The 19349-nt window shown below is 36.7% G+C and carries 22 protein-coding genes; 10 read left to right on the top strand and 12 right to left on the bottom strand.

What is annotated here, in order from left to right; genetic code table 11:
* Nucleotides 1–118: 118 nt before the first annotated feature.
* A complete protein-coding gene (locus V7077_RS00550) occupies nt 119–280 on the bottom strand; it encodes a hypothetical protein (protein WP_335497868.1) in 162 nt (53 codons plus the stop codon).
* Nucleotides 281–362: 82 nt separating this feature from the next.
* A complete protein-coding gene (locus V7077_RS00555; protein WP_335497869.1) occupies nt 363–1523 on the bottom strand; it encodes an acyl-CoA dehydrogenase family protein in 1161 nt (386 codons plus the stop codon).
* Nucleotides 1524–2033: 510 nt separating this feature from the next.
* On the opposite strand from V7077_RS00555, the gene V7077_RS00560 reads away from it, so the two are divergent.
* Nucleotides 2034–3566 carry a nitrate/nitrite transporter gene (locus V7077_RS00560; RefSeq protein ID WP_335497870.1) on the top strand — a complete coding sequence of 511 codons (1533 nt, stop codon included), beginning with the start codon at nt 2034–2036 and terminating at the stop codon, nt 3564–3566.
* A 193-nt stretch (nt 3567–3759) separates the two neighbouring features.
* Nucleotides 3760–5061 (top strand): MFS transporter, encoded by a 1302-nt coding sequence (locus tag V7077_RS00565; protein ID WP_335497871.1) that lies wholly within the window; start codon nt 3760–3762, stop codon nt 5059–5061.
* Nucleotides 5062–5096: 35 nt separating this feature from the next.
* On the opposite strand, the gene V7077_RS00570 is transcribed toward V7077_RS00565, so the two are convergent.
* The 3 genes from V7077_RS00570 to V7077_RS00580 all read right to left on the bottom strand — a co-directional run bounded on the left by V7077_RS00570 (nt 5097) and on the right by V7077_RS00580 (nt 10563).
* Complete coding sequence (locus V7077_RS00570) at nt 5097–6005, bottom strand: LysM peptidoglycan-binding domain-containing protein (protein WP_335497872.1); 909 nt, start codon at nt 6003–6005, stop codon at nt 5097–5099.
* 203 nt (nt 6006–6208) lie between these two features.
* On the bottom strand, nt 6209–8269 hold the full coding sequence (gene fdhF, locus V7077_RS00575; RefSeq protein WP_335497873.1) for a formate dehydrogenase subunit alpha: 2061 nt from the start codon (nt 8267–8269) through the stop codon (nt 6209–6211).
* 143 nt (nt 8270–8412) lie between these two features.
* Nucleotides 8413–10563, bottom strand: a complete 2151-nt coding sequence (locus V7077_RS00580; RefSeq protein ID WP_335497874.1) for a PAS domain S-box protein — start codon at nt 10561–10563, stop codon at nt 8413–8415.
* 275 nt (nt 10564–10838) lie between these two features.
* Here V7077_RS00580 and yhfH (V7077_RS00585) point away from each other — a divergent pair, with 275 nt between their 5' ends.
* The 4 genes from yhfH (V7077_RS00585) to V7077_RS00600 all read left to right on the top strand — a co-directional run bounded on the left by yhfH (V7077_RS00585) (nt 10839) and on the right by V7077_RS00600 (nt 11781).
* Nucleotides 10839–10973, top strand: a complete 135-nt coding sequence (gene yhfH, locus V7077_RS00585; RefSeq protein ID WP_335497875.1) for a protein YhfH — start codon at nt 10839–10841, stop codon at nt 10971–10973.
* Nucleotides 10974–11065: 92 nt separating this feature from the next.
* The gene (yhfH, locus tag V7077_RS00590) at nt 11066–11200 is read left to right on the top strand and encodes a protein YhfH (protein WP_335497876.1); all 135 of its coding nucleotides are present in this window, start codon (nt 11066–11068) and stop codon (nt 11198–11200) included.
* 126 nt (nt 11201–11326) lie between these two features.
* The gene (locus V7077_RS00595; protein ID WP_335497877.1) at nt 11327–11512 is read left to right on the top strand and encodes a hypothetical protein; all 186 of its coding nucleotides are present in this window, start codon (nt 11327–11329) and stop codon (nt 11510–11512) included.
* A 17-nt stretch (nt 11513–11529) separates the two neighbouring features.
* Nucleotides 11530–11781, top strand: coding sequence for a transcriptional regulator SplA domain-containing protein (locus V7077_RS00600; RefSeq protein ID WP_335497878.1), 252 nt, complete (start codon nt 11530–11532; stop codon nt 11779–11781).
* Between the two features lie 47 nt (nt 11782–11828).
* Here the strand turns inward: V7077_RS00600 and V7077_RS00605 are convergent, their stop codons facing one another.
* Nucleotides 11829–12014, bottom strand: a complete 186-nt coding sequence (locus tag V7077_RS00605) for a cold-inducible protein YdjO-related protein (protein ID WP_335498090.1) — start codon at nt 12012–12014, stop codon at nt 11829–11831.
* Nucleotides 12015–12105: 91 nt separating this feature from the next.
* Between V7077_RS00605 and V7077_RS00610 the strand changes: the two genes are divergently transcribed.
* Entirely contained in the window at nt 12106–12243 is a 138-nt protein-coding gene (locus tag V7077_RS00610) for a hypothetical protein (RefSeq protein WP_335497879.1), read from the top strand.
* Between the two features lie 79 nt (nt 12244–12322).
* Here the strand turns inward: V7077_RS00610 and V7077_RS00615 are convergent, their stop codons facing one another.
* The 4 genes from V7077_RS00615 to V7077_RS00630 form a co-directional block, all read right to left on the bottom strand.
* A complete protein-coding gene (locus tag V7077_RS00615; protein WP_335497880.1) occupies nt 12323–14245 on the bottom strand; it encodes an endonuclease MutS2 in 1923 nt (640 codons plus the stop codon).
* A 44-nt stretch (nt 14246–14289) separates the two neighbouring features.
* Nucleotides 14290–14418, bottom strand: coding sequence for a hypothetical protein (locus tag V7077_RS00620; protein ID WP_335497882.1), 129 nt, complete (start codon nt 14416–14418; stop codon nt 14290–14292).
* Nucleotides 14419–14616: 198 nt separating this feature from the next.
* A complete protein-coding gene (locus V7077_RS00625; protein WP_335497883.1) occupies nt 14617–15294 on the bottom strand; it encodes an LrgB family protein in 678 nt (225 codons plus the stop codon).
* Nucleotides 15278–15670 carry a CidA/LrgA family protein gene (locus V7077_RS00630; protein WP_335497884.1) on the bottom strand — a complete coding sequence of 131 codons (393 nt, stop codon included), beginning with the start codon at nt 15668–15670 and terminating at the stop codon, nt 15278–15280. The genes V7077_RS00625 and V7077_RS00630 overlap by 17 nt, the downstream gene beginning before the upstream one ends.
* A gap of 159 nt (nt 15671–15829) precedes the next feature.
* Here V7077_RS00630 and V7077_RS00635 point away from each other — a divergent pair, with 159 nt between their 5' ends.
* Together V7077_RS00635 and V7077_RS00640 are read left to right on the top strand one after the other, a co-directional pair.
* A complete protein-coding gene (locus tag V7077_RS00635) occupies nt 15830–16432 on the top strand; it encodes an SCO family protein (protein ID WP_335497886.1) in 603 nt (200 codons plus the stop codon).
* A 367-nt stretch (nt 16433–16799) separates the two neighbouring features.
* Nucleotides 16800–18419, top strand: coding sequence for an ABC-F family ATP-binding cassette domain-containing protein (locus V7077_RS00640; protein WP_335497887.1), 1620 nt, complete (start codon nt 16800–16802; stop codon nt 18417–18419).
* Nucleotides 18420–18455: 36 nt separating this feature from the next.
* Here V7077_RS00640 and V7077_RS00645 read toward each other — a convergent pair whose 3' ends face one another.
* Nucleotides 18456–18596 carry a YuzL family protein gene (locus V7077_RS00645; protein WP_335497888.1) on the bottom strand — a complete coding sequence of 47 codons (141 nt, stop codon included), beginning with the start codon at nt 18594–18596 and terminating at the stop codon, nt 18456–18458.
* A 101-nt stretch (nt 18597–18697) separates the two neighbouring features.
* On the opposite strand from V7077_RS00645, the gene V7077_RS00650 reads away from it, so the two are divergent.
* On the top strand, nt 18698–18940 hold the full coding sequence (locus V7077_RS00650; RefSeq protein WP_335497889.1) for a YkuS family protein: 243 nt from the start codon (nt 18698–18700) through the stop codon (nt 18938–18940).
* 30 nt (nt 18941–18970) lie between these two features.
* On the opposite strand, the gene V7077_RS00655 is transcribed toward V7077_RS00650, so the two are convergent.
* Nucleotides 18971–19297, bottom strand: coding sequence for a hypothetical protein (locus V7077_RS00655; RefSeq protein WP_335497890.1), 327 nt, complete (start codon nt 19295–19297; stop codon nt 18971–18973).
* Nucleotides 19298–19349 lie beyond the last annotated feature (52 nt).

The raw sequence follows: 19349 nt of genomic DNA on the forward strand, positions 1-19349 counted from the left end.
CGCACGAAGGAAATGCGATAGCATTTTCGGGGAGTCTTCGCAGCCTTCCGCTCCAATCAACGTGCTATAAATCAAATTTAACCTTTTGAATAAAAAAGAGCAGGACAATTCCTGCTCTTTAGATCATATCTTCATTTTCTTTTTCAATCTCACTAGGCTGGGGCTGTTCATTTTGAACTATGCTCCCAAGGACTTCCCGATTGTATTTACTAGCGTCTTTACCAGCTCCGGGTGCAATATTCGCCATTGGGAGCTGCTCTAATTCTTTACCTCTTGGCATTCTTCCTCACTCCTTTCTCTTAAGATACCCATAGATTTCAATATCTAAGCATCTAAATAAGGGTTTGTCGAATGCCGTAGAGTTATAAATTATTTTGATGGATAAAAATACTTTCCTTAGCCAAAAGCTCGATGGTCATATCATCCATTGGAGGATTATGCAATCCTGCACGTACATCACGATAATATCGTTGAAGTGGGTTTTGGAGGGATAAACTTTTTGCTCCCACTATCCTCATCGCTAAATCTACAATTGAAATTGCAGCATTCGTGACCGTTAACTTAACAGCCCCTAGTCTAGGAAGCATCTTTTCCCGCTCATTTTCAGAAGCTGAATCCCATTGTTTAGCAATGGAGTATAAAAAAGACTCAGCCTGCATAATTTTCAGTTCCATTTCACCAATTTTTTGCCTTACGTTTGGTAAATCAACAATCGTACCATTGATACTGTTGGGAGAATATTCACTTGCAAATTGAACCGCATACCTTTGGGCGGCTTTAGCTATTCCAAGATAACAGGCAGGAATGTGCAGCAGCCATCCGTTGGCCTTTCTTCCTTTTGCATTTGGCATTTCAACTAGATATTCTTCAGGAATGATCACCTTTTCAAGGATTAAATCATGACTCCCCGTTCCTCGTAAAGCGATACTATCCCAGGTTTCTTCAATTCTCACTCCCTTGGTTTCTCTTGGGATCAAAAAGTTAGCCACTTCATTGGTTTCATTTATTGTTGCATTGACAATAAAATAATCCAATACAGGAGCCATGGTAGTAAAAGATTTCCCCCCTGTAATCACCCAGCCCTGCTCTGTTTTTATAGCGTTGGTTTCTGGTCTTCCTCCCCGCGTTGGACTGCCAGTTTTAGGCTCAGTTTGTGCGCTATTAATCAATGCACCATTGTTTACTTTTTCACACAAAAACTTAAATAATGACTCACTCCATGATTTTTTCTCATGTAGATTCATAATAATCCCCATATGCCAGCCAATCGAAAGCGCAGTAGCTCCATCACCTTCTGCAATTATTTCCTGTAAGCGAACTAGTTCATATAAGGAAATTTCCTTGCCCCCATATTTGGAGGGAACTGTCAAAGTGGTATAACCTGTATTTTTTAAATCCGCAATATTGTCAAAAGGAAAGGAACCCTCTATGTCCACTTGATGTGCTCTTGTTAAAAACTTTTTAGCAAGAGATTTCATAAGTTCTAATCGACCTTCAAAGGTTTCAATTTGTGGAAAGTTCATTTTATTCACTCCAGTCTGTATCTCTAATGATTAAATTTTATCATAACCATAGCAAAAAAGACTCCTGTTTGACTTAACAGGAATCTAACGCAATCTTAACCAATCATAATTTTACCTTTAGGATAGCGGAACCGGTCAGAGTTTTCCCCGCATAGTTACGGCAATGTATTTAGTTCCCCCGATTATAATAATAGAAGCAAATCTAAACACAAGGATTTAGGAGGATCAAGTAAATAATGTTTTGGGCATTTAATATCCTCCCTAGTGGAATAGTTCCTTAAAAAATTTATTCTATTTTTAAAATATGGTAATAGTAAAATACATTTTACAGGGAAAATATACTACTGCATAAAAAATATGTAAATATATTTCTCTATCAGTGTCGAACCTCACTGTCCTCTCAGCCATTGTGGTTTATAATACTTAAGAATATCTAAGGAAAACAGGCTATGAAATGTCATATCTATACGAACAAAATATATCATAAATCGGCATATAAGGGGGATGAAAATGAAAAAAGGTACCGGACAACTATTTCTTCAAACTGGCAGTTTGATTGCAGGATTTATGGTTTGGGTAATTATTTCTTCACTTATGCCTTTTATAAAGGAAGATATTCATTTAACATCAACAGAAATTGCATGGGCTACTGCTGTCCCGGTTATACTTGGATCTCTGCTAAGGGTGCCAATTGGTTATTGGACAAACAAATATGGAGCCCGAACTTTATTTAGCCTATGCTTTATCGTTCTCCTTATTCCAATTGTAATCCTCAGTTATTCTAGCAGTTTATGGATGTTAATCACGGGCGGCTTACTACTTGGAATAGGAGGTGCCGTTTTTTCAGTCGGGGTTACATCATTACCAAAATATTATGGGAAGACAAAACATGGGTTCATAAATGGAATTTATGGAGCTGGTAATATTGGAACAGCCATAACCTCCTTTTTGGCCCCTGTACTTGCCAGCATGTATGGCTGGAGAAATACTGTCAAATTCTATCTTATCTTAGTCCTGCTATTTGCTATATTGAATTTCTTATTAGGTGACAAAAGAGAACGAAAAATTAGTCTCTCCCTATCAGATCAATTAAAAGAGGTTTATAAAAATCCCAAACTCTGGGTATTAAGCTTATTTTATTTTGTTACATTTGGTTCATTTGTTGCTTTTACGATTTATTTGCCTTCTTTTCTAGTTAACCAATTTGAATTAGATAAAGTAGATGCAGGAATAAGGACTGCCGGTTTTATAACGCTTGCTACAATGTTTAGGCCCGTTGGCGGCTGGCTTGGCGACAAAATCAACCCATTTTTAATTCTCATGGCTGTATTTTTCAGCTTAACTTTTGCGGGTTTTTTACTTGCCTTTTCACCATCATTACCGATTTACTCGTTTGGATGTTTGTTAGTAGCCTTTTTTGCAGGGCTTGGTAATGGAGCAATCTTTAAATTAGTTCCCTTGTACTTTTCTAAACAAGCTGGTATTGTCAATGGATTTGTTTCAGCCATGGGAGGTCTTGGCGGCTTTTTCCCACCGCTTATTTTAACTCTATTCTTTAATTGGACTGGACACTATGCGATTGGTTTTATGTCTCTCTCTGAATTTTCATTAGCAAGTCTTGTCATTGTCATTTGGTTATTTTACCAAGGTAAGCTAGACCTGTCTCGTAAAATCGTGAACCATGCCATTGATGGTATTTGTATAACCGATATGAATGGAACCATCCAGAATGTTAATCCTGCCTTCTCGAGAATCACTGGCTATGAATTAAAAGAGGTTATTGGGAAAACACCAAGTGTTCTTCAATCAGGCGAGCATGATATTAATTTTTATCAAACTATGTGGGAAAATTTACTTACAAATGGGTATTGGGAAGGTTTCATCTGGAATAAGCGCAAAAATAATGAAATATTTAAAGAATGGCTTACAATCACAGCGATTAGAGATGACGCGGGAGAAATACAGAACTATGTAGGCATGTTTTATGAAGTGAAAGAACTGTCGGAAGATAACCAAATTTATACAAGAAATCCTCAGTTATGAGGGTTTCTTTTTTTCGTTCCGTCTCTATTTCTATTTTTTACAACTTTTTGTCTAAAAGCATGTGTTCACATTTCCTTCACCATTTTTGTGACGTACGTCACTAAAATGAGGTTTGTTTGTAGTTTATAGTAATTACACAAGCAGCACATACAGCTAAAAAAATAAATCCATTACCATTTAGGGGGAAAATCACATGGCCCGAATTAATTATTGGAATCCAGAAGATGAAAAGTTCTGGAAAGCCGAAGGAAAGAAACACGCTAATCGAAATTTATGGATCTCCGTACCGTCTCTTATGCTTGCCTTTATTGTTTGGCAAATTTGGTCAGTTGTAGCAGTAAGACTGAACGACGTTGGCTTTCATTTTACAGAGGGACAATTATTATCACTCGCAGCAATCCCTGGACTTGTGGGTGCAACACTTCGTTTTGTTTATACTTTTGCAGCAGGATTTTTTGGAGGGAAAAACTGGACAGTTATCTCAACTGCCATTCTTGCCATCCCGGCTATTGGCATCGGATTTGCTGTACAAAATCCTGAAACACCGTATTCTGTCATGTTACTATTAGCAGCACTTTGTGGTCTAGGTGGAGGCAATTTCTCTTCTTCATCAGCCAATATTAGTTTCTTCTTTCCAAAAAAAGAAAAAGGTACAGCACTTGGTATTAACGGTGGTTTAGGCAATATGGGCGTGTCAGTGGTCCAATTTGTCACTCCATTAATTATAACCTCAGGTACTTTCGCTTTCGTTGGCGGCAAGCAAGTTTTGGCCACTGGTCAAACAATGTGGTTACAGAACGCTGCCTTTATCTGGGTAATCCCAATTGCTATCATGACAATTCTAGCAATGTTTAAAATGGATAACGTACCAGGTGCTAAACAATCATTTGCTGATCAATTTGTTATTGTAAAACGGAAGCATACTTGGATTATGACAGTTTTATATGTAGCTACTTTCGGTTCATTCATTGGTTACTCTGCGGCATTCCCGCTTCTTTTAAAATCTCAATTCCCTGAGCATCTTTCACTTGCCTTCCTTGGTGCTTTAGTTGCAGCCGCAGCTAGACCTGTAGGAGGCTGGATGGCCGACAAGCTTGGCGGGGCAAAAGTGACTGCCTTTGTATTAGTCATTATGGGTATCGGTGCTGCAGGTGTCATTTATTTCTTAAGTGAAAAACAATTTAATGGATTCCTGTTCTCTTTCTTAATCCTTTTCCTTGCATCAGGCATTGGATCTGGTTCAACATTCCAAATGATTCCAAATATTTTTATTCCTAAAGAAGCAGCACCTGTAATTGGGTTCTCAGCCGCATTCGCAGCATATGGGTCTTTCTTTATTCCTAAGCTTTTTGGCTGGTCTATTAATGCAACAGGAACATACACTACTGCTTTCTACTTCTTTATTGGATTCTATGTAATCTCATTTGTCTTAAACTGGTTCTACTATCAAAGAAAAGCTAAAGTTGCAAGTTCAGTAGTAAAGCAAGCTAGTTAACACAAAAAAAACTGCCTAACTCTTAGGCAGTTTTTTTAATCGATTATTTTTATTGTAATGTGTTTATTCCCCCATTTTAGCGCTTCATGCTCTGTGGATATAAATACATCGATTCTGTTTCCTTTAATAGCGCCGCCTGTATCTGCAGCTGTTGCGACTCCGTACCCTTCTACATAAACTTTACTACCAAGCGGTATAACCTTTGGGTCCACAGCGATCACCTTGGCATCAGGGTTGGCTTTCAGATCCACACCTGTTGCCGTTGTTCCTGAACATCCTTCACATGAAGCTGTATAGGCTGTCGCCTTTACCGTAATTTCTCTTGCATCATTTTCTTCACTGCTTGTTGTTTTAGCTGGTTGTACACTCGGAGCTTGCTGTGAAGTTTGAGCAGTCGAAATCATTTTAGCTGGTTCGGCAGCCTGAACTGGAGCTGCGTGCTGGGGAGTAGAGGCTGTTTCCGGAATCGTTGTCTTTTTAGGCTCAGTTGATGTTACGATTGAATTTGCAACCGGCTTTTCTAAATTACTTGTTACTGTATTTTCTACTTTTTTTCCGGGTGCCTCCGCATTTTTAACACTTTCCGTCACTTCATCATATATAATGAGATTTAAGCCTGGATGAATAAGGTCTGTATTCAGTTTATTCCAGTCTTTAATTTGATTTACTTGTACTTGATAGGTTAAAGCAATATCTCCTAATGTATCATCCTGCTGAACTGTATATTGTTTCTCAGTTGCAATGGTTAATACATCTCCTGGATGAATCAGGTTAGTAGAAAGGTGATTCCAGTTTTGAATATCTTCTACAGATGTATTATGTACTTGTGATAAATCCCAAAGGGTATCCCCTTCTTTTACCGTTATTTCTTCCGCATGTACATTAGCGCCTACAGTCCCTGAGAGTGCAGCAACTGCTAGGAATGCTTTTATTTTTTTTATCATTTCTATATTCCTCCCATGTTCTTTCGCTTGCTAACTGTTCTCATCATAACATGTTTTTTTCCGAGAAAAAGAACAGAGGGATGTTAATTGGTTTACAAGAATGGCAATTATATTACAATAGTATTTCTAAGTAACTGCATATTCTGACAATAGCATAGAAAAAAACAGTGCATCATACCGACTGCACTGTTTTTCCGCTGATCCTAAGACAACTTCGTTATCGCAACCGCACAAGCTTTATATTCTGCTGTGCCTGATATTGGATCATATTCATTTAAGGTTAATACATTTGTTGGTGTTTCGCTCCAATGGAAGCTCATAAATACAAGACCGGGAACAACTTGTTCAGTAATTTTTGTCTTTACAAGAAGTTCCCCTCGGCGAGAACGAACCTGTACCACCTCACCATCCTCTATCCCAAGGAAGCAGGCATCATCTGGATGGATATCAACAGTTTCTTCTGTTTGTTTTACTTTAACACCTGATGCATAGTAACGGGTCTGTGAATGGGTATTATAAGACTCATAACGCCTGCCTGTTGTTAAGGTAAACGGATATTCCTCGTCCGGCAATTCTAATGGTTCTGTATAATCTACAGGAACAAATGGTGACTTTTTAATATCAGTAGCTTGTTTATGGAAGCGTTCATGTAGAATGAAGGTACCTGGATGATTCTCATTTGGACATGGATAATGGATACTATATTTTTCATCTAAACGTTCATATGAAATCCCACCATACAGCTCCCAGGCAAGTTTTCTAACCTCATTCCAAATTTCCTCGCTATTTTGATAATGCATTGGGTAACCCATTAATGAAGCAAGGTCACAAAGAATTTCCCAATCTTCTTTAGTATTAGGGTGCGGTTCTACGGCTTTACGAACCCGCTGTACCCTACGATCTGTATTGGTATATGTTCCATCCACTTCCCCCCAAGAACGAGCCGGTAAAACAACGTCAGCCATTTTTGCTGTTTCTGTTAAGAAAATATCTTGGACTACTAACAAATCAAGTTTTTCAAATAATGTTTTAGTATGATTCATATGAACATCTGCTAAGAGAGGATTTTCACCAATTACATACAGAGCCTTTAACTCTCCCATCTCTATACGGTCAAAAGTACGTGTTTGCGTGTCTCCTGGATGTGGGTTTAGTTCCACCCCCCACGCTTTCTCATATCGGGCACGAAACTCATCATTAGCTAAACTCATCGCTCCGGCAAGCTGATTAGGCAGACAGCCCATATCACCTGCGCCCTGAACATTATTTTGTCCTCTTAACGGCATAATCCCGGTCCCAGGTTTACCAATGTTTCCTGTCAATAGAGCTAAATTCGCAATATCAAAAACGTTATTTACACCGCAATGGTGCTCTGTAATTCCTAATGTATAGGCAATCATTGAACCACTTGAGGTTGCATACTCTCTAGCTGTTGTTACAATATCCTCAACTGAAAGGCCGGTAATCATGGCCGCATATTCAGGTGTATAAGGTTCTACCTGTTTTTCTAGACGATCAAAATCGATTGTAAAATTCTTAATAAACTCGGGATTGTATAGACCTTCTTTTAAAATAACCCGTATGAAAGCATTGATAAGAGCGATATCGGTTCCGACATTAATCTGTAAATGCCGGTGAGCTACCTTAACCATATCAATTTTCCGAGGATCAATGACAATGATTTTTAGTCCCGACTTTACAGCCTTTTTCATACGGTTAGCAATGATGGGATGGGCATCCGATGTATTAGAACCCATCAGTAATAGTACTTCTGCCTTATTAAAATCCTCTAAGGTATTTGTTGGGGAACCGCTTCCAAAAATAGTTGCCAGACCGGCAACACTCGGTGCGTGTCACGTTCGGTTACAGCCATCAATGTTGTTGCTTTGAATAACCGTGCGCATAAATTTCTGCGTTACATAATTTGATTCATTCGTGCTTCGTGCACAAGCAAACATACTGATGGCATTAGGCCCCCATGTAGTTTTAATTTCTGATAATTTATTGGCAATGTATTGATAAGCCTCTTCCCAGGTCGCTTTAATTAATTGTCCTGATACCCGAATTAGCGGGGAAGTTAATCGACTTTTGGCATGTACATATTCATAAGCAAATGCCCCCTTTACACAAGTCTGCCCCTTATTAACTGGAGCTTCTTTATCTCCACGGATTTTCATTATTTTATTGTCCGCTACTTCTAGGACAAGGCCGCAGCCAGTTCCACAGTACCCGCAAATGGTCTTAACCAATTTCGCATCTTCCACTTAATCCCCTCCCCAAAGAATCATAAAACCTATATATTCATCATAGTCGATTTCAAACGATTGTAGATTCTAAATTATTAAATTTTTTTGAAGGAATTTTAAGGAAATTTGTACAAAAAACAAAAACGAGAGTTCCCTCTCGTTTAAGCAATTTTAGCAGGTAATAATATATTAAAGGTTGTTCCTTTATTAGGTTCGCTTTCCACAAACACTTTTCCATTATGACTTTCAATAATCTTAAAACTTACCATTAACCCTAGGCCGTTTCCATTTTTCTTTGTCGTAAAAAATGGTTCGCCTAGTTTCTTTAATTTTTCTTTCGAGATTCCAACACCCGAATCCTGAATCGAGATTTGAACATTGTTATCATGAATGATTGTTTTAACTTGCAAATCTCCACCATTTGGCATAGCTTCGATTCCGTTTTTTATAAAGTTTAGAAATACCTGTTTTAACCGGTTTTCATCACATTCTATTTGGATAATCTCTTGATTGCAGTCAAATGACAAGCGGACATTTTTCTTTCTAGCTTCAAACTCGAGCAATGAAACAACATTTCGAATAACTGGAACCACATTCTTTTCCTCTAATTCAACCGCTTTTGGTTTCGCTAGTACCATAAAGTCTTCGACAATGGTATTAACTCTTTCAATCTCATCTAAAATAATATTTAAAAATTCCATTCGTTCTGGGTCTTTTTCGTCTAACTGTAAGAATTCTGCATAACCTTTCATCGACGTTAGTGGATTACGGATTTCATGTGCAACTCCTGCAGCTAGTTGGCCAACAGCGGCAAGCTTATCCTGACGATGAAGGACTTCTTCCGTTTTCTTTCGTTCAGTTATATCGTTACGGATGGCTAGATATTGATAAGGTTTTCCCTGTTCATTTAAGAAGGGAACAATCGTTGTGTCAACCCAATAATAAGACCCATCCTTCGCTTTATTTCTTAATTCGCCCTTCCATACTTGACCAGCCCCAATAGTTTTCCATAAGTTCTTGAAAAACTCTTTGGTGTGATAGCCAGAATTAAGAATTCGATGGTCCTCCCCCAGTATCTCTTCTCGGCTATACTTAGAGATTTCACAGAATTTATCATTTACACTGGTGATTTTTCCTTTAGCATCTGTAAACGCAACAATGGAAGATTGATCTAAGGCAAATTTGATGTCCTCATTTTCTTTCATCATTTCTTTAAGATGCTCTTCTGCCTTTTTTCGCATCGAAATATCGGAACGAATCGCAATATATTGAACAGGTTTACCTTTTTTATTTAGAAAAGGAACGATGGTTGTATCAACCCAATAAAAGGATCCATCTTTCGCTTTGTTCCGAATTTCTCCCCGCCAAATCTTCCCCGCCTGAATAGTTTTCCATAAATCTTGAAAAAAATCTTTTGAGTGATAGCCTGAATTAAGGATTCGATGGTTTTTGCCAATAATTTCATCTTTTTTATATTTAGATATTTCTTCGAATTTATCATTTACAAATGTGATAATCCCTTTTGGATCGGTAATAGCAACAATTGTTGAGGCATCTAAGGCATCTTTGATATCCTTCAAGTTTGTATCAGTTGTAGCTAATTGCTTGCTTATCAACATACTAGAGATGATCAAACCGCCGATAATTAACACTGAAACAAACAAAACCAAATAAATAAAGAATGGGCTGTCTGCTTGACTTTCTGATACGATCCCACTTGTTGTAACGGCAGCTCTCTTTAATAAAAAATGCCCTTCAGCAATCGCTATTGTAATTATCAACGCACTTATTGGTTTTAACCACACCTGATTCCCGTGGGAATAGCTCGAAGAAAAAAGAATCCATAATGAAAATAAAAAGGAACCAAATATTAATAATCCAGAAAAGATCATTAGTCCAATATTGTAATCTATATTTACATTCATAGCATATAAACCAATAACTTGAATGGCCATAACAGCTAGGGTTAAAAATAAACTGCCTATTAACAAGTGGTATATATTAATAGCTTTACCAAAAAACCAAAGAAATGCCATCCCAGTAAAGGCTATTCCAATAAAAATTGAAAGAATAGTTAGCGGAATATGATAGCTGGCAAAGCGGTTTGTGTCAGCCGAAATCAATGCCATAAAGTTCATTACCCATATTCCAATCCCCATGGATAAAGTACCACCAAGAAATAATAATCGTTTATTATGATTTGAAGACCTTATTAAGGTAAACATATCAAGTGCTGTATAGGATGCCATAATCGTTAAACCAATGGCAATAAATATAAAATATGGATGAAAAATCCCCAACATTTCCCCCATTAAACTGAATCCCCCCAATGTCTACAAGGTATTTCTACTATGATTGTAATGTAAATTAAATTGTAATGGAAGTAAGACTTTAAAATATTCATTAACCCTTATTCATTATAGGGAAACAAAAACAATGCATAAATAGCTTTTTGGGATAAAGTGCTTATTTTTTTTCAAAGTTAAACTTTTTTTTAAAAAAGTCTACACAAAAAGAAGTTTTTTGTTTATACTGTACTATAACAAGTAGAAATTTAATAATCTGTATTAATAAAGGAGAGATATCAATGTTAATTAATCCAATTGAATTTTTTCGCAGCCTACAAAAAAAGGAATGCCCAGAGTGTGGTCAACACATAGAAGAACAAGCTGAAAGCTACTTAATGGAATGTGATCGTTGTTTAGCAAAAAGAGAAGAATAGACCTATTAAGCTCCACAGCAATTTTTTTATTTTTCCTGTACTACAACAAAATAAGTGCAAGTAAACTGTAATAATAGAGGAGGGGTTTTATTATGTTAATAAGTCCAGTTGAATTTTTCCGAAGCCTGCCAAAGAAGGAATGCCCAGAGTGTGGTCAACACATGGAGGAACAAGCTGAAAGCTACTTAATGGAATGCGATTACTGTTTATCAAAAAAAGAAGAATGAAACAAGAGAACTCTCCTCGCCTGTTGGAGAGTTTTTTATTTGTAGCAATTTATACCGTAAAGGAAAGAATAAGGAAGGCATAAACTGATTTTTAAAGTGAAACCTTATTATAAGGAGATGATTCTTATGGCAAAGAAGAAGGATTACTTGACACCTGCAGATGAACGGCCGCAAATGACCCTCGAAAACGGCTCCGTATTCCCCAATAAGATAAATGCACCGGGGGATTCAGTCAACGAGCATAAGGCACTTGAAGAAGCAAATATAGTCATTACTGGGGATGAGATTCGCCAGCAAAATGAAAATTTATAAAGGAGGGTTAATCTTTTATGAGTATTATTGATTTAGGAAATGCCCAGCCTGGTGACGAAGTTTATGTTATTTATCGGAACCCGCATGTCCCCTCTGTTGCAAACGTCCAAGCAGCAGAGATCGTTCAACATCCTAAAGATCCAAATGCTCTAGCACTTTTTTTAAATGAAACCTTTCATGTTATTGAAGATGACGATGCCTTGTTCACTTCTTCAGAATCTGCACAAAGAGCATATGATGAACATTTCTTTGATTTTGGTGAAGAATAAAAGACTGTCCACTATCGTGACAGTCTTTTCATTAATAAAATCATTATTTAGATTTTTGGGAGCTCCCTTATTTCCTGTAACATTTGAGTGCCGCACATTGGACATAGCAAGTCATCTGCAACAAAATCCTTTCTCATCCAGCCGATACAAGTATCATCTGAACAAGAGTAAACTTCAGTGTCAACAAGGATTGTTTCTATTTCTTCTTCCTTAGCCCTTTTACCGTAAAAAATGGGAACCGCCTCCTTTTTTTACTAGTATGTACAAAAAATTGGTTTTTCATTTCCCTAAAAAAATACTTCTCACATAGGAGTGTCAGTTGGTATGTCATCTACACCGAAACGTTATACGAATGTTGGGACAGATATTGAGAAAGTAAAACGTTTAAATAATCAATCCGGCTTAAGTTATAATGAAGTTAAATTACTTCTCGCCCAACAATATTTAAATCAAAAAAAGTAGGATATTATACAGTCTTAGCCAGCAAAACAGGATGTCACAAAAAGGCTGTTAGCCTATATAGAGGACATCCTGCTCACTTTTATTCAGAATAATCAATGGTTATATTTTCTTGATGGCTTTTGGATAAGAGCTTACTTTTTTTCCTGCTTTCCTTTGATTGAAATATAATGTCAAAATCATAATCCTCAGGATATAGCTCAGAAGCTGCAATATACAAAGTTAACCGTTTATGGTTTACAGATATTTTTTCTCCTTTTACTTGAACTTGGTAATTCCCCTGCTGATCAGGTCCCATATACACGATACCAAACTCATCTGAAGGAGAAATTTTCACATTATCACCTTGTTTGTAAAGTGGGATATTCGTTTTTGTTACTGTAGTTTGTTTGTGCATATATTTATTTGTAATCACCTGTTTTTCTAATTCTTTTAATTTCCAATGATCAATTTCTTGGCTTCGATATTCTTTTTCTTCATTATAAGTAATAAAATGTGCTCGTCTAACAATAGCCGGGTGCATCCCAAGTCTTAGGGCAATCGCAAATGCCTGGCTCTCCCCTCCCCTCCCAATGATTAAACGGTAGGTTGGAGAAAACGTTGTTAAATCAAACTCCATCGATCCATTTAAAAAACCGGGATGTTCTTCTGCAAACTCCTTAATTTCACTATAATGAGTTGTTGCAAATAGAGTTGCTCCTTTTTGAAAAAGAGTTTCTAAAATGGCAGTAGCAAGCCCCATCCCTTCTCCTGGATCTGTTCCAGAGCCAAGTTCATCTAATAAGGCTAATGTTCGATCATTTGTTTCTTTTAGGATTTCGATTATATTGACAATTCTTGAACTAAAGGTACTCAGATTTTCTGTGATACTTTGTCCGTCACCGATGTCTACCAAAATTCGTTCGAAAATCCTAATATTACTCTCCTCTGCCGCCGGAATATGCAAACCGGATTGCACCATTAAAGTTAACAAGCCCACCGTCTTTATCGCAACTGTTTTTCCTCCAGTATTTGGGCCAGTGATAACAAGTGCCTTTTCTTCTCTACTCATTGTAAAAGATAACGGAACAGCCTTATCACCTAAAAGAGGATGCCGCGCCTGCATTAATGTTAATTCCTCAAATTGGTTAATACCCACCTTAGAGCCTTTAATCATTCGGCAATATTTTGCTTTAGCAAAAAGAAAATCGTATTGAATCATTGTTTCAACAGCAAGACAGATTTGCTGCTCCTTTTGTTCCACTAAACCTGTTAAATAGGTTAACACCTTTTGAACCTCTACTTCTTCTTCAGAAAGAAGCCATGTTAATTGATCTTGAAAGACAGCAATTTCTTCTGGTTCTATAAAAACTGTGGACCCAGATGCAGATGTATCGAGGACCGTCCCCTTTATTTTATTGCGATATTCTTTTTTTATCGGAATCACATATCGCCCACTTCGTTGACTTACCACATTTTCTTGTAAATACAATTTATATTTATTGGAACGAATTAGTTGCATCGTTTTTTCCTTCAAACGTTCCTCTTGTATCGCAAGTTGTTTTCTAATTTTTAATAATTCTTTGCTTGCGTAATCATCTACCCTTCCATTACGGACACAGCGAATAATTTCAGCGGCCAGATCAGGTAATTCATCAATAACCTCGACATAAGCAGATACCCTCGGTGCATAAAAAGCTTTATCCTTCATGAATCTCCTCATTTTTCCACAGCTATCCAAAAAATCATATAGCTTTGTTAATTGCTCTACTCTAAGTGCTGCTCCTTTATTTAGGTTCTGAAGGATGGCAGTCATTCCATCCAGGCCATGCACAGGAACACTTGCACTAATTTTCAAAATCTCGACTGCCTCCGTAACTTCTTCAAGCCATGCCTCTATTTGCTTAACTTTTGTTGATGGGACAAGATTCTTTATTTTCTCTTTGCCTTCTTTAGTTAATGCAAAGTTAGAAATTTCATCCTTAATTTGTTGGAATTCCAACATGTTAAATGTGTGTTGATTCACTTTATAAACCTCCTAAGAATAAAAAATAGCCGCAATGAACAATGTCATTGCGGCTCTAAGAAACGAATGGTAAACCATCCATTTTTCCATACGTAAATTAATCCAAAGTAAAAACTGTCTACACGAGTGTACACAGCTACATTAGAATAAGATGTATGCTTATGCTTGCTCATTGTTCTTAACCTCATTCCACAACTAAAGAAACCCTCCATTTTCCGAAAAAAATGAACGAGAATAATGGAATGAACATATCCAATTGATTGGATTAGTTAAGAACGACACCTAACATAAAACATACTCCCTTATTTGAGTAATTAAATTCTTCTAAAATATACAATAATTAACAACAATTGTCAACAAACATCAGCCCATTAAATGATGAAATTAATAATATACGGAACAATAAACGAGGTAAAGATGGCAGCAATTCCCATCGCTGCACCAGAAACTGCACCTTGAATTTCCCCTTCCTTAACCGCCTCAGCTGTTCCAATTCCGTGAGCAATCGTACCAATTGCCAGACCCCGGGCAAAGGGATGGTCGATCCTAAACCAGTTCAATAGTTTAGACCCAAACATCGCACCAATCATCCCAGTAATTATGACATAGGCTGCAATAAGAGAAATATTGCCATGAATAATTCCCCCTATCTCTGTTGCAACCGGGACTGTAACAGACTTTACCGCGAAACCGAGGAGATAAATTTTTGAAAGATGAAGTCCTTTTGCCATAAAAATGGCTGTACCAATCGTTGAAACACTTCCGATGAATAACCCCAATACGGCAGCCCTTATGTACTTTCTGAACACATCACGATTTTTGTAGATGGGAACTGCCAGAGAAACGGTAGCCGGACCAAGCAAATAGGTCATTATGTCTTTTGCCTGCTTATATTCTTGATACGATATCCTAGAAGCTAACAATATAAGGATGATGATAACGGTACTAAAAAAAACTGAATTAGTAATTGGAGATGGATATTTTCGTGTTAAAAAGCGTGCACACCAATAGACAGAAACAGTGACCAGAATACTATAAAGCGTGATCATGGTACTTTACTTGTTCCTTTTCATTTTTCGAGATAACCATTTGCGTTGTCTTTCCTGCTGTAATAATCCCAATAATAGCACTGAAAAAAAGGATTGCTAACAGCAACCAGCCTCTTGCCTTAACGATATCGCCCAGGGTCATTAAACCAACTGAGATAGGAATAAAAAAGAAACCAAGATGCTTAAGCAGCCACCCTGCTGCCAATTCGATTTGTTCTACCTTTATTACACCCAACGAAAATAATGCCAATAACAGGACAATTCCAATCACATTTCCGGGAATTTGCAAATGAAAAAAACTCGCTGTCAGATTCCCAATTTGATAGATGACGATTAGAATGAGCAGTTGAATCGTAAACTTACTACCCTTTTTCATAGAAACACCATCTTCCCACAGGATAAAAAATCTGATTTTTCAAACGTTTTAATTTTCATTATAACGGAATAACCTTTACACTGCATCCACTTTTTTTCACAAAATATCCATATCTTTTTTCGACAAACTTATTTATCTTTATGGTAGGAGGGGATTGTTTTGAAAAGGATTTATATAATTTGCAGTCTAGCTGTATTCTTAGGGATTGCAGGAGGAATCTCGTTTTTCCTTATCCGTGATGCCAATGCTGCCATTCCAGCAAGTGCAACTTTCATTACACAGAGTGGTGATACATTCACTTTTGGTAAGGATAAGACTAAGCTAAAACTAATTGAGTTCATTTATACCCACTGTCCTGATGTATGTCCAACAACTACACAAAAAATGGTGGATTTAAAGAAAGATCTATTGAAAAAAGGAATTTATGGGAAGGAAATAGAATTTGTCACCATAACCATTGACCCTTACCGAGATACAACTAAAATTTTAAAAGAATATAAACAGGGGTTCGGTATAGGGAACGATGCTAGTTGGTTGTTTTTAACCGGGGCAAAACAACAAATAAAAGATAATCAAAAACAACTTCGTAAAATTACCAATGCCTTGCAGTTCCAATACAAAGATCCTGGAAACGGCCAGTTTATACATTCCACCTTTACGTATCTCGTTGATGAAGACAATAAATTTATTGACAAGTTCCCAATGGGAAAAGAGTTTAATAAACACGATGTTTACGCCAAAATACTAGATAAAATAGAGTAATAAAAAAAGCGGTTAATCCCTCAGGATTAATCGCTTTTTACTGATAATTTTCATTCAAAGGATGAAGGATATTATTTAATTTGCTGCAATGTTAATAGATAAGTTGATTTTGGTTTAGTTAGACTCGCTTTAATACCAGCTTTTTTTAATTTGTTAACGAGTTCAGTAAGCTGTTTTTTTGCCATACTATTCACCCTCTTTAAAACTTCTTAATCCAATTCTACAACATAATTATGAATAAAGTGTGAAAATGGAAAAATTTTTTTAGAAAATTTTTCTTATCAAGTACATCAGGTCAAAAGAATTCGCTCTTCATTCATATTAATGGTATAATAAGTAGATATTTTTGTTCTGGAGGATTATTACTATGATTACTGTAAGTAACGTAAGTTTAAGATATGGTGACCGTAAGTTATTTGAAGATGTAAACATTAAATTTACACCCGGAAATTGCTACGGATTAATTGGAGCAAATGGTGCCGGAAAATCAACATTCTTAAAAATTTTATCCGGTGAAATTGAAGCACAAACAGGAACTGTTCAATTAGGGCCGAATGAGCGGATGGCTGTGTTAAAGCAGAACCATTTTGAATATGAAGATTTTGAGGTACTAAAAACTGTCATTATGGGTCACGCAAGACTCTATGAGGTTATGCAGGAAAAAGATGCGATCTATATGAAGGAAAATTTCACTGATGAGGATGGTATGAAAGCTGCCGAGCTAGAAGGTGAATTTGCAGAGTTAAACGGATGGGAAGCAGAGCCTGAAGCAGCGATATTATTAAAAGGCCTAGGTATTGGAGAGGATCTCCATTATAAGAAAATGGCTGAATTGACTGGATCGGAAAAAGTCAAAGTATTGCTTGCTCAGGCTTTGTTTGGCAGACCAGACGTATTACTTTTGGACGAGCCAACTAACCACTTGGATATCAAAGCAATTCAATGGCTAGAGGACTTTTTAATTAACTTTGAAAATACCGTTATTGTCGTATCCCATGACCGTCACTTTTTAAATAAAGTTTGTACGCATATCGCCGATTTGGATTTTAGTAAAATTCAAATTTATGTAGGTAACTATGATTTCTGGTATGAATCAAGTCAATTAGCTTCAAGAATGGCTTCAGACGCGAACAAGAAGAAAGAAGAAAAAATTAAAGAACTTCAGAGCTTTATCGCCAGGTTTAGTGCCAATGCCTCTAAGTCAAAACAGGCAACATCACGTAAGAAGTTATTAGATAAGATTACACTGGATGATATCAAGCCATCTTCCCGCCGTTATCCATTTGTAGGATTTACACCCGATCGTGAAATCGGTAATGATTTGTTACGTGTTGAAGGTTTAACCAAGACAATTGATGGAGTAAAGGTTCTAGATAACGTAAGCTTCTTTATGAACAAAGGAGATAAAATTGCCCTTGTTGGTACAAATGAGGTTGCAAAAACGACACTCTTTAATATTTTAATGGGTGAAATGGAAGCCGACAGCGGCACATTTAAGTGGGGAATTACCACATCTCAGGCTTATTTTCCGAAGGATAATACTAAGTACTTTGAAAATAGTGATTTAAACCTTGTTGATTGGCTTCGTCAGTTCTCACCAAAAGATGATAGTGAAAGCTTTTTAAGAGGTTTCTTAGGAAGAATGCTCTTTTCTGGTGAAGAAGTATTGAAAAAGGCCAGTGTCTTGTCTGGTGGAGAAAAGGTTCGCTGCATGCTCTCAAAAATGATGCTCAATGGAGCCAATGTTCTCTTATTAGATGAACCAACAAACCATTTAGACTTAGAATCCATCACAGCATTAAATAATGGATTAATTAATTTCAAGGGTTCTATGCTTTTCTCCTCACATGACCATCAGTTTATTCAAACGATTGCCAATCGTATCTTTGAATTTACACCAAAAGGCCTTGTAGATAAACAAATGACCTATGATGAATATTTAGAAAATGAAGAAATTCAAAAACAAGTTGCCGAAATGTATCAATAAGCGGAATGGAGGATGTCAAAAAGACATCCTCTTTTTTTAATATCTTTTTTGTTTTTTTCTTGAAGATGATACTTCCATTGAACCCGTTTCTGTTGTAGTCGTCCCTTGACCTTCTACTTGTGAAGAATTAAGGCCGATTGTGGACGGATCAGCTTTTCGTTTTCTACCTCTGCTCATAACATACACCTCCCCTATTATCCTTTGGACAAATATCTTAGCTTATACGGAATATTTCCATGAGCTTAAGGCAAAATATTCTACAGGAGGAGGTGTTTTGTATGGCAAAAGTTGGAGTAGAACAATCTCTTACAAATATTCAACAAGCATTAAAGGACAAAGGATATGACGTAGTAGAATTAAGACAAGAGTCTGATGCACAAAACTGTGATTGCTGTGTAGTTACAGGCCTTGATTCAAATGTGATGGGTATGTCTGATACCGTCACAAAAGGTTCTGTCATCGATGCAAACGGAATGTCTGCTGATGAGGTATGCCGACAAGTAGAAAGCAGATTACAATAGTGTAGTTAAAAGACTAAAGTACTTTTCACTTTAGTCTTTTTTTGCTTTAATATTGACTTTCAGCTGTTTATCAGGTTCTTTTTTTCTTTCTGTATTGCGGTTAAGAGACTTTTTCGTCTCTTCATCAAAATTTGGCGTAAATTCACTTCCGTAGGTTGCCCCAATATTTAATTTACCTTTTAGCTCTTTTATCCCAAGCTGACCAAAATTGTTATTCAACTCATATTTATCTAAAATAATTTTTTCTATATTAATTTTTTCTATGATAATCGGTGGATCTTTGGTTTTTACTTCACTCTCTGGTAAACCCTGCTGCAGGGAGTTTTGTAGTGATAATTTTAATTCCTCAATATTCATTTCCAATGAATTCAATTTATTCTTTATTTCCGTTTCATAATCATCTTTTTTG

The sequence above is a fragment of the Neobacillus vireti genome, from assembly GCF_036962465.1.
Classification (GTDB): domain Bacteria; phylum Bacillota; class Bacilli; order Bacillales; family Cytobacillaceae; genus Neobacillus; species Neobacillus vireti_B.

Bases quoted from the DNA above. Each gene is read 5' to 3' on its own strand.
- yhfH (WP_335497876.1), top strand. From the start codon at position 11,066: ATGTTAATAAGTCCAGTTGAATTTTTCCGAAGCCTGCCAAAGAAGGAA.
- V7077_RS00580 (WP_335497874.1), bottom strand. From the start codon at position 10,563: ATGGGGGAAATGTTGGGGATTTTTCATCCATATTTTATATTTATTGCC.
- V7077_RS00565 (WP_335497871.1), top strand. From the start codon at position 3,760: ATGGCCCGAATTAATTATTGGAATCCAGAAGATGAAAAGTTCTGGAAA.
- V7077_RS00650 (WP_335497889.1), top strand. From the start codon at position 18,698: ATGGCAAAAGTTGGAGTAGAACAATCTCTTACAAATATTCAACAAGCA.
- V7077_RS00555 (WP_335497869.1), bottom strand. From the start codon at position 1,523: ATGAACTTTCCACAAATTGAAACCTTTGAAGGTCGATTAGAACTTATG.
- V7077_RS00630 (WP_335497884.1), bottom strand. From the start codon at position 15,670: ATGAAAAAGGGTAGTAAGTTTACGATTCAACTGCTCATTCTAATCGTC.
- V7077_RS00550 (WP_335497868.1), bottom strand. From the start codon at position 280: ATGCCAAGAGGTAAAGAATTAGAGCAGCTCCCAATGGCGAATATTGCA.
- V7077_RS00600 (WP_335497878.1), top strand. From the start codon at position 11,530: ATGAGTATTATTGATTTAGGAAATGCCCAGCCTGGTGACGAAGTTTAT.
- V7077_RS00640 (WP_335497887.1), top strand. From the start codon at position 16,800: ATGATTACTGTAAGTAACGTAAGTTTAAGATATGGTGACCGTAAGTTA.
- V7077_RS00625 (WP_335497883.1), bottom strand. From the start codon at position 15,294: ATGATCACGCTTTATAGTATTCTGGTCACTGTTTCTGTCTATTGGTGT.
- V7077_RS00655 (WP_335497890.1), bottom strand. From the start codon at position 19,297: ATGAATATTGAGGAATTAAAATTATCACTACAAAACTCCCTGCAGCAG.
- V7077_RS00560 (WP_335497870.1), top strand. From the start codon at position 2,034: ATGAAAAAAGGTACCGGACAACTATTTCTTCAAACTGGCAGTTTGATT.
- V7077_RS00620 (WP_335497882.1), bottom strand. From the start codon at position 14,418: ATGAGCAAGCATAAGCATACATCTTATTCTAATGTAGCTGTGTACACT.
- yhfH (WP_335497875.1), top strand. From the start codon at position 10,839: ATGTTAATTAATCCAATTGAATTTTTTCGCAGCCTACAAAAAAAGGAA.
- V7077_RS00570 (WP_335497872.1), bottom strand. From the start codon at position 6,005: ATGATAAAAAAAATAAAAGCATTCCTAGCAGTTGCTGCACTCTCAGGG.
- V7077_RS00595 (WP_335497877.1), top strand. From the start codon at position 11,327: ATGGCAAAGAAGAAGGATTACTTGACACCTGCAGATGAACGGCCGCAA.
- V7077_RS00645 (WP_335497888.1), bottom strand. From the start codon at position 18,596: ATGAGCAGAGGTAGAAAACGAAAAGCTGATCCGTCCACAATCGGCCTT.
- V7077_RS00610 (WP_335497879.1), top strand. From the start codon at position 12,106: ATGTCATCTACACCGAAACGTTATACGAATGTTGGGACAGATATTGAG.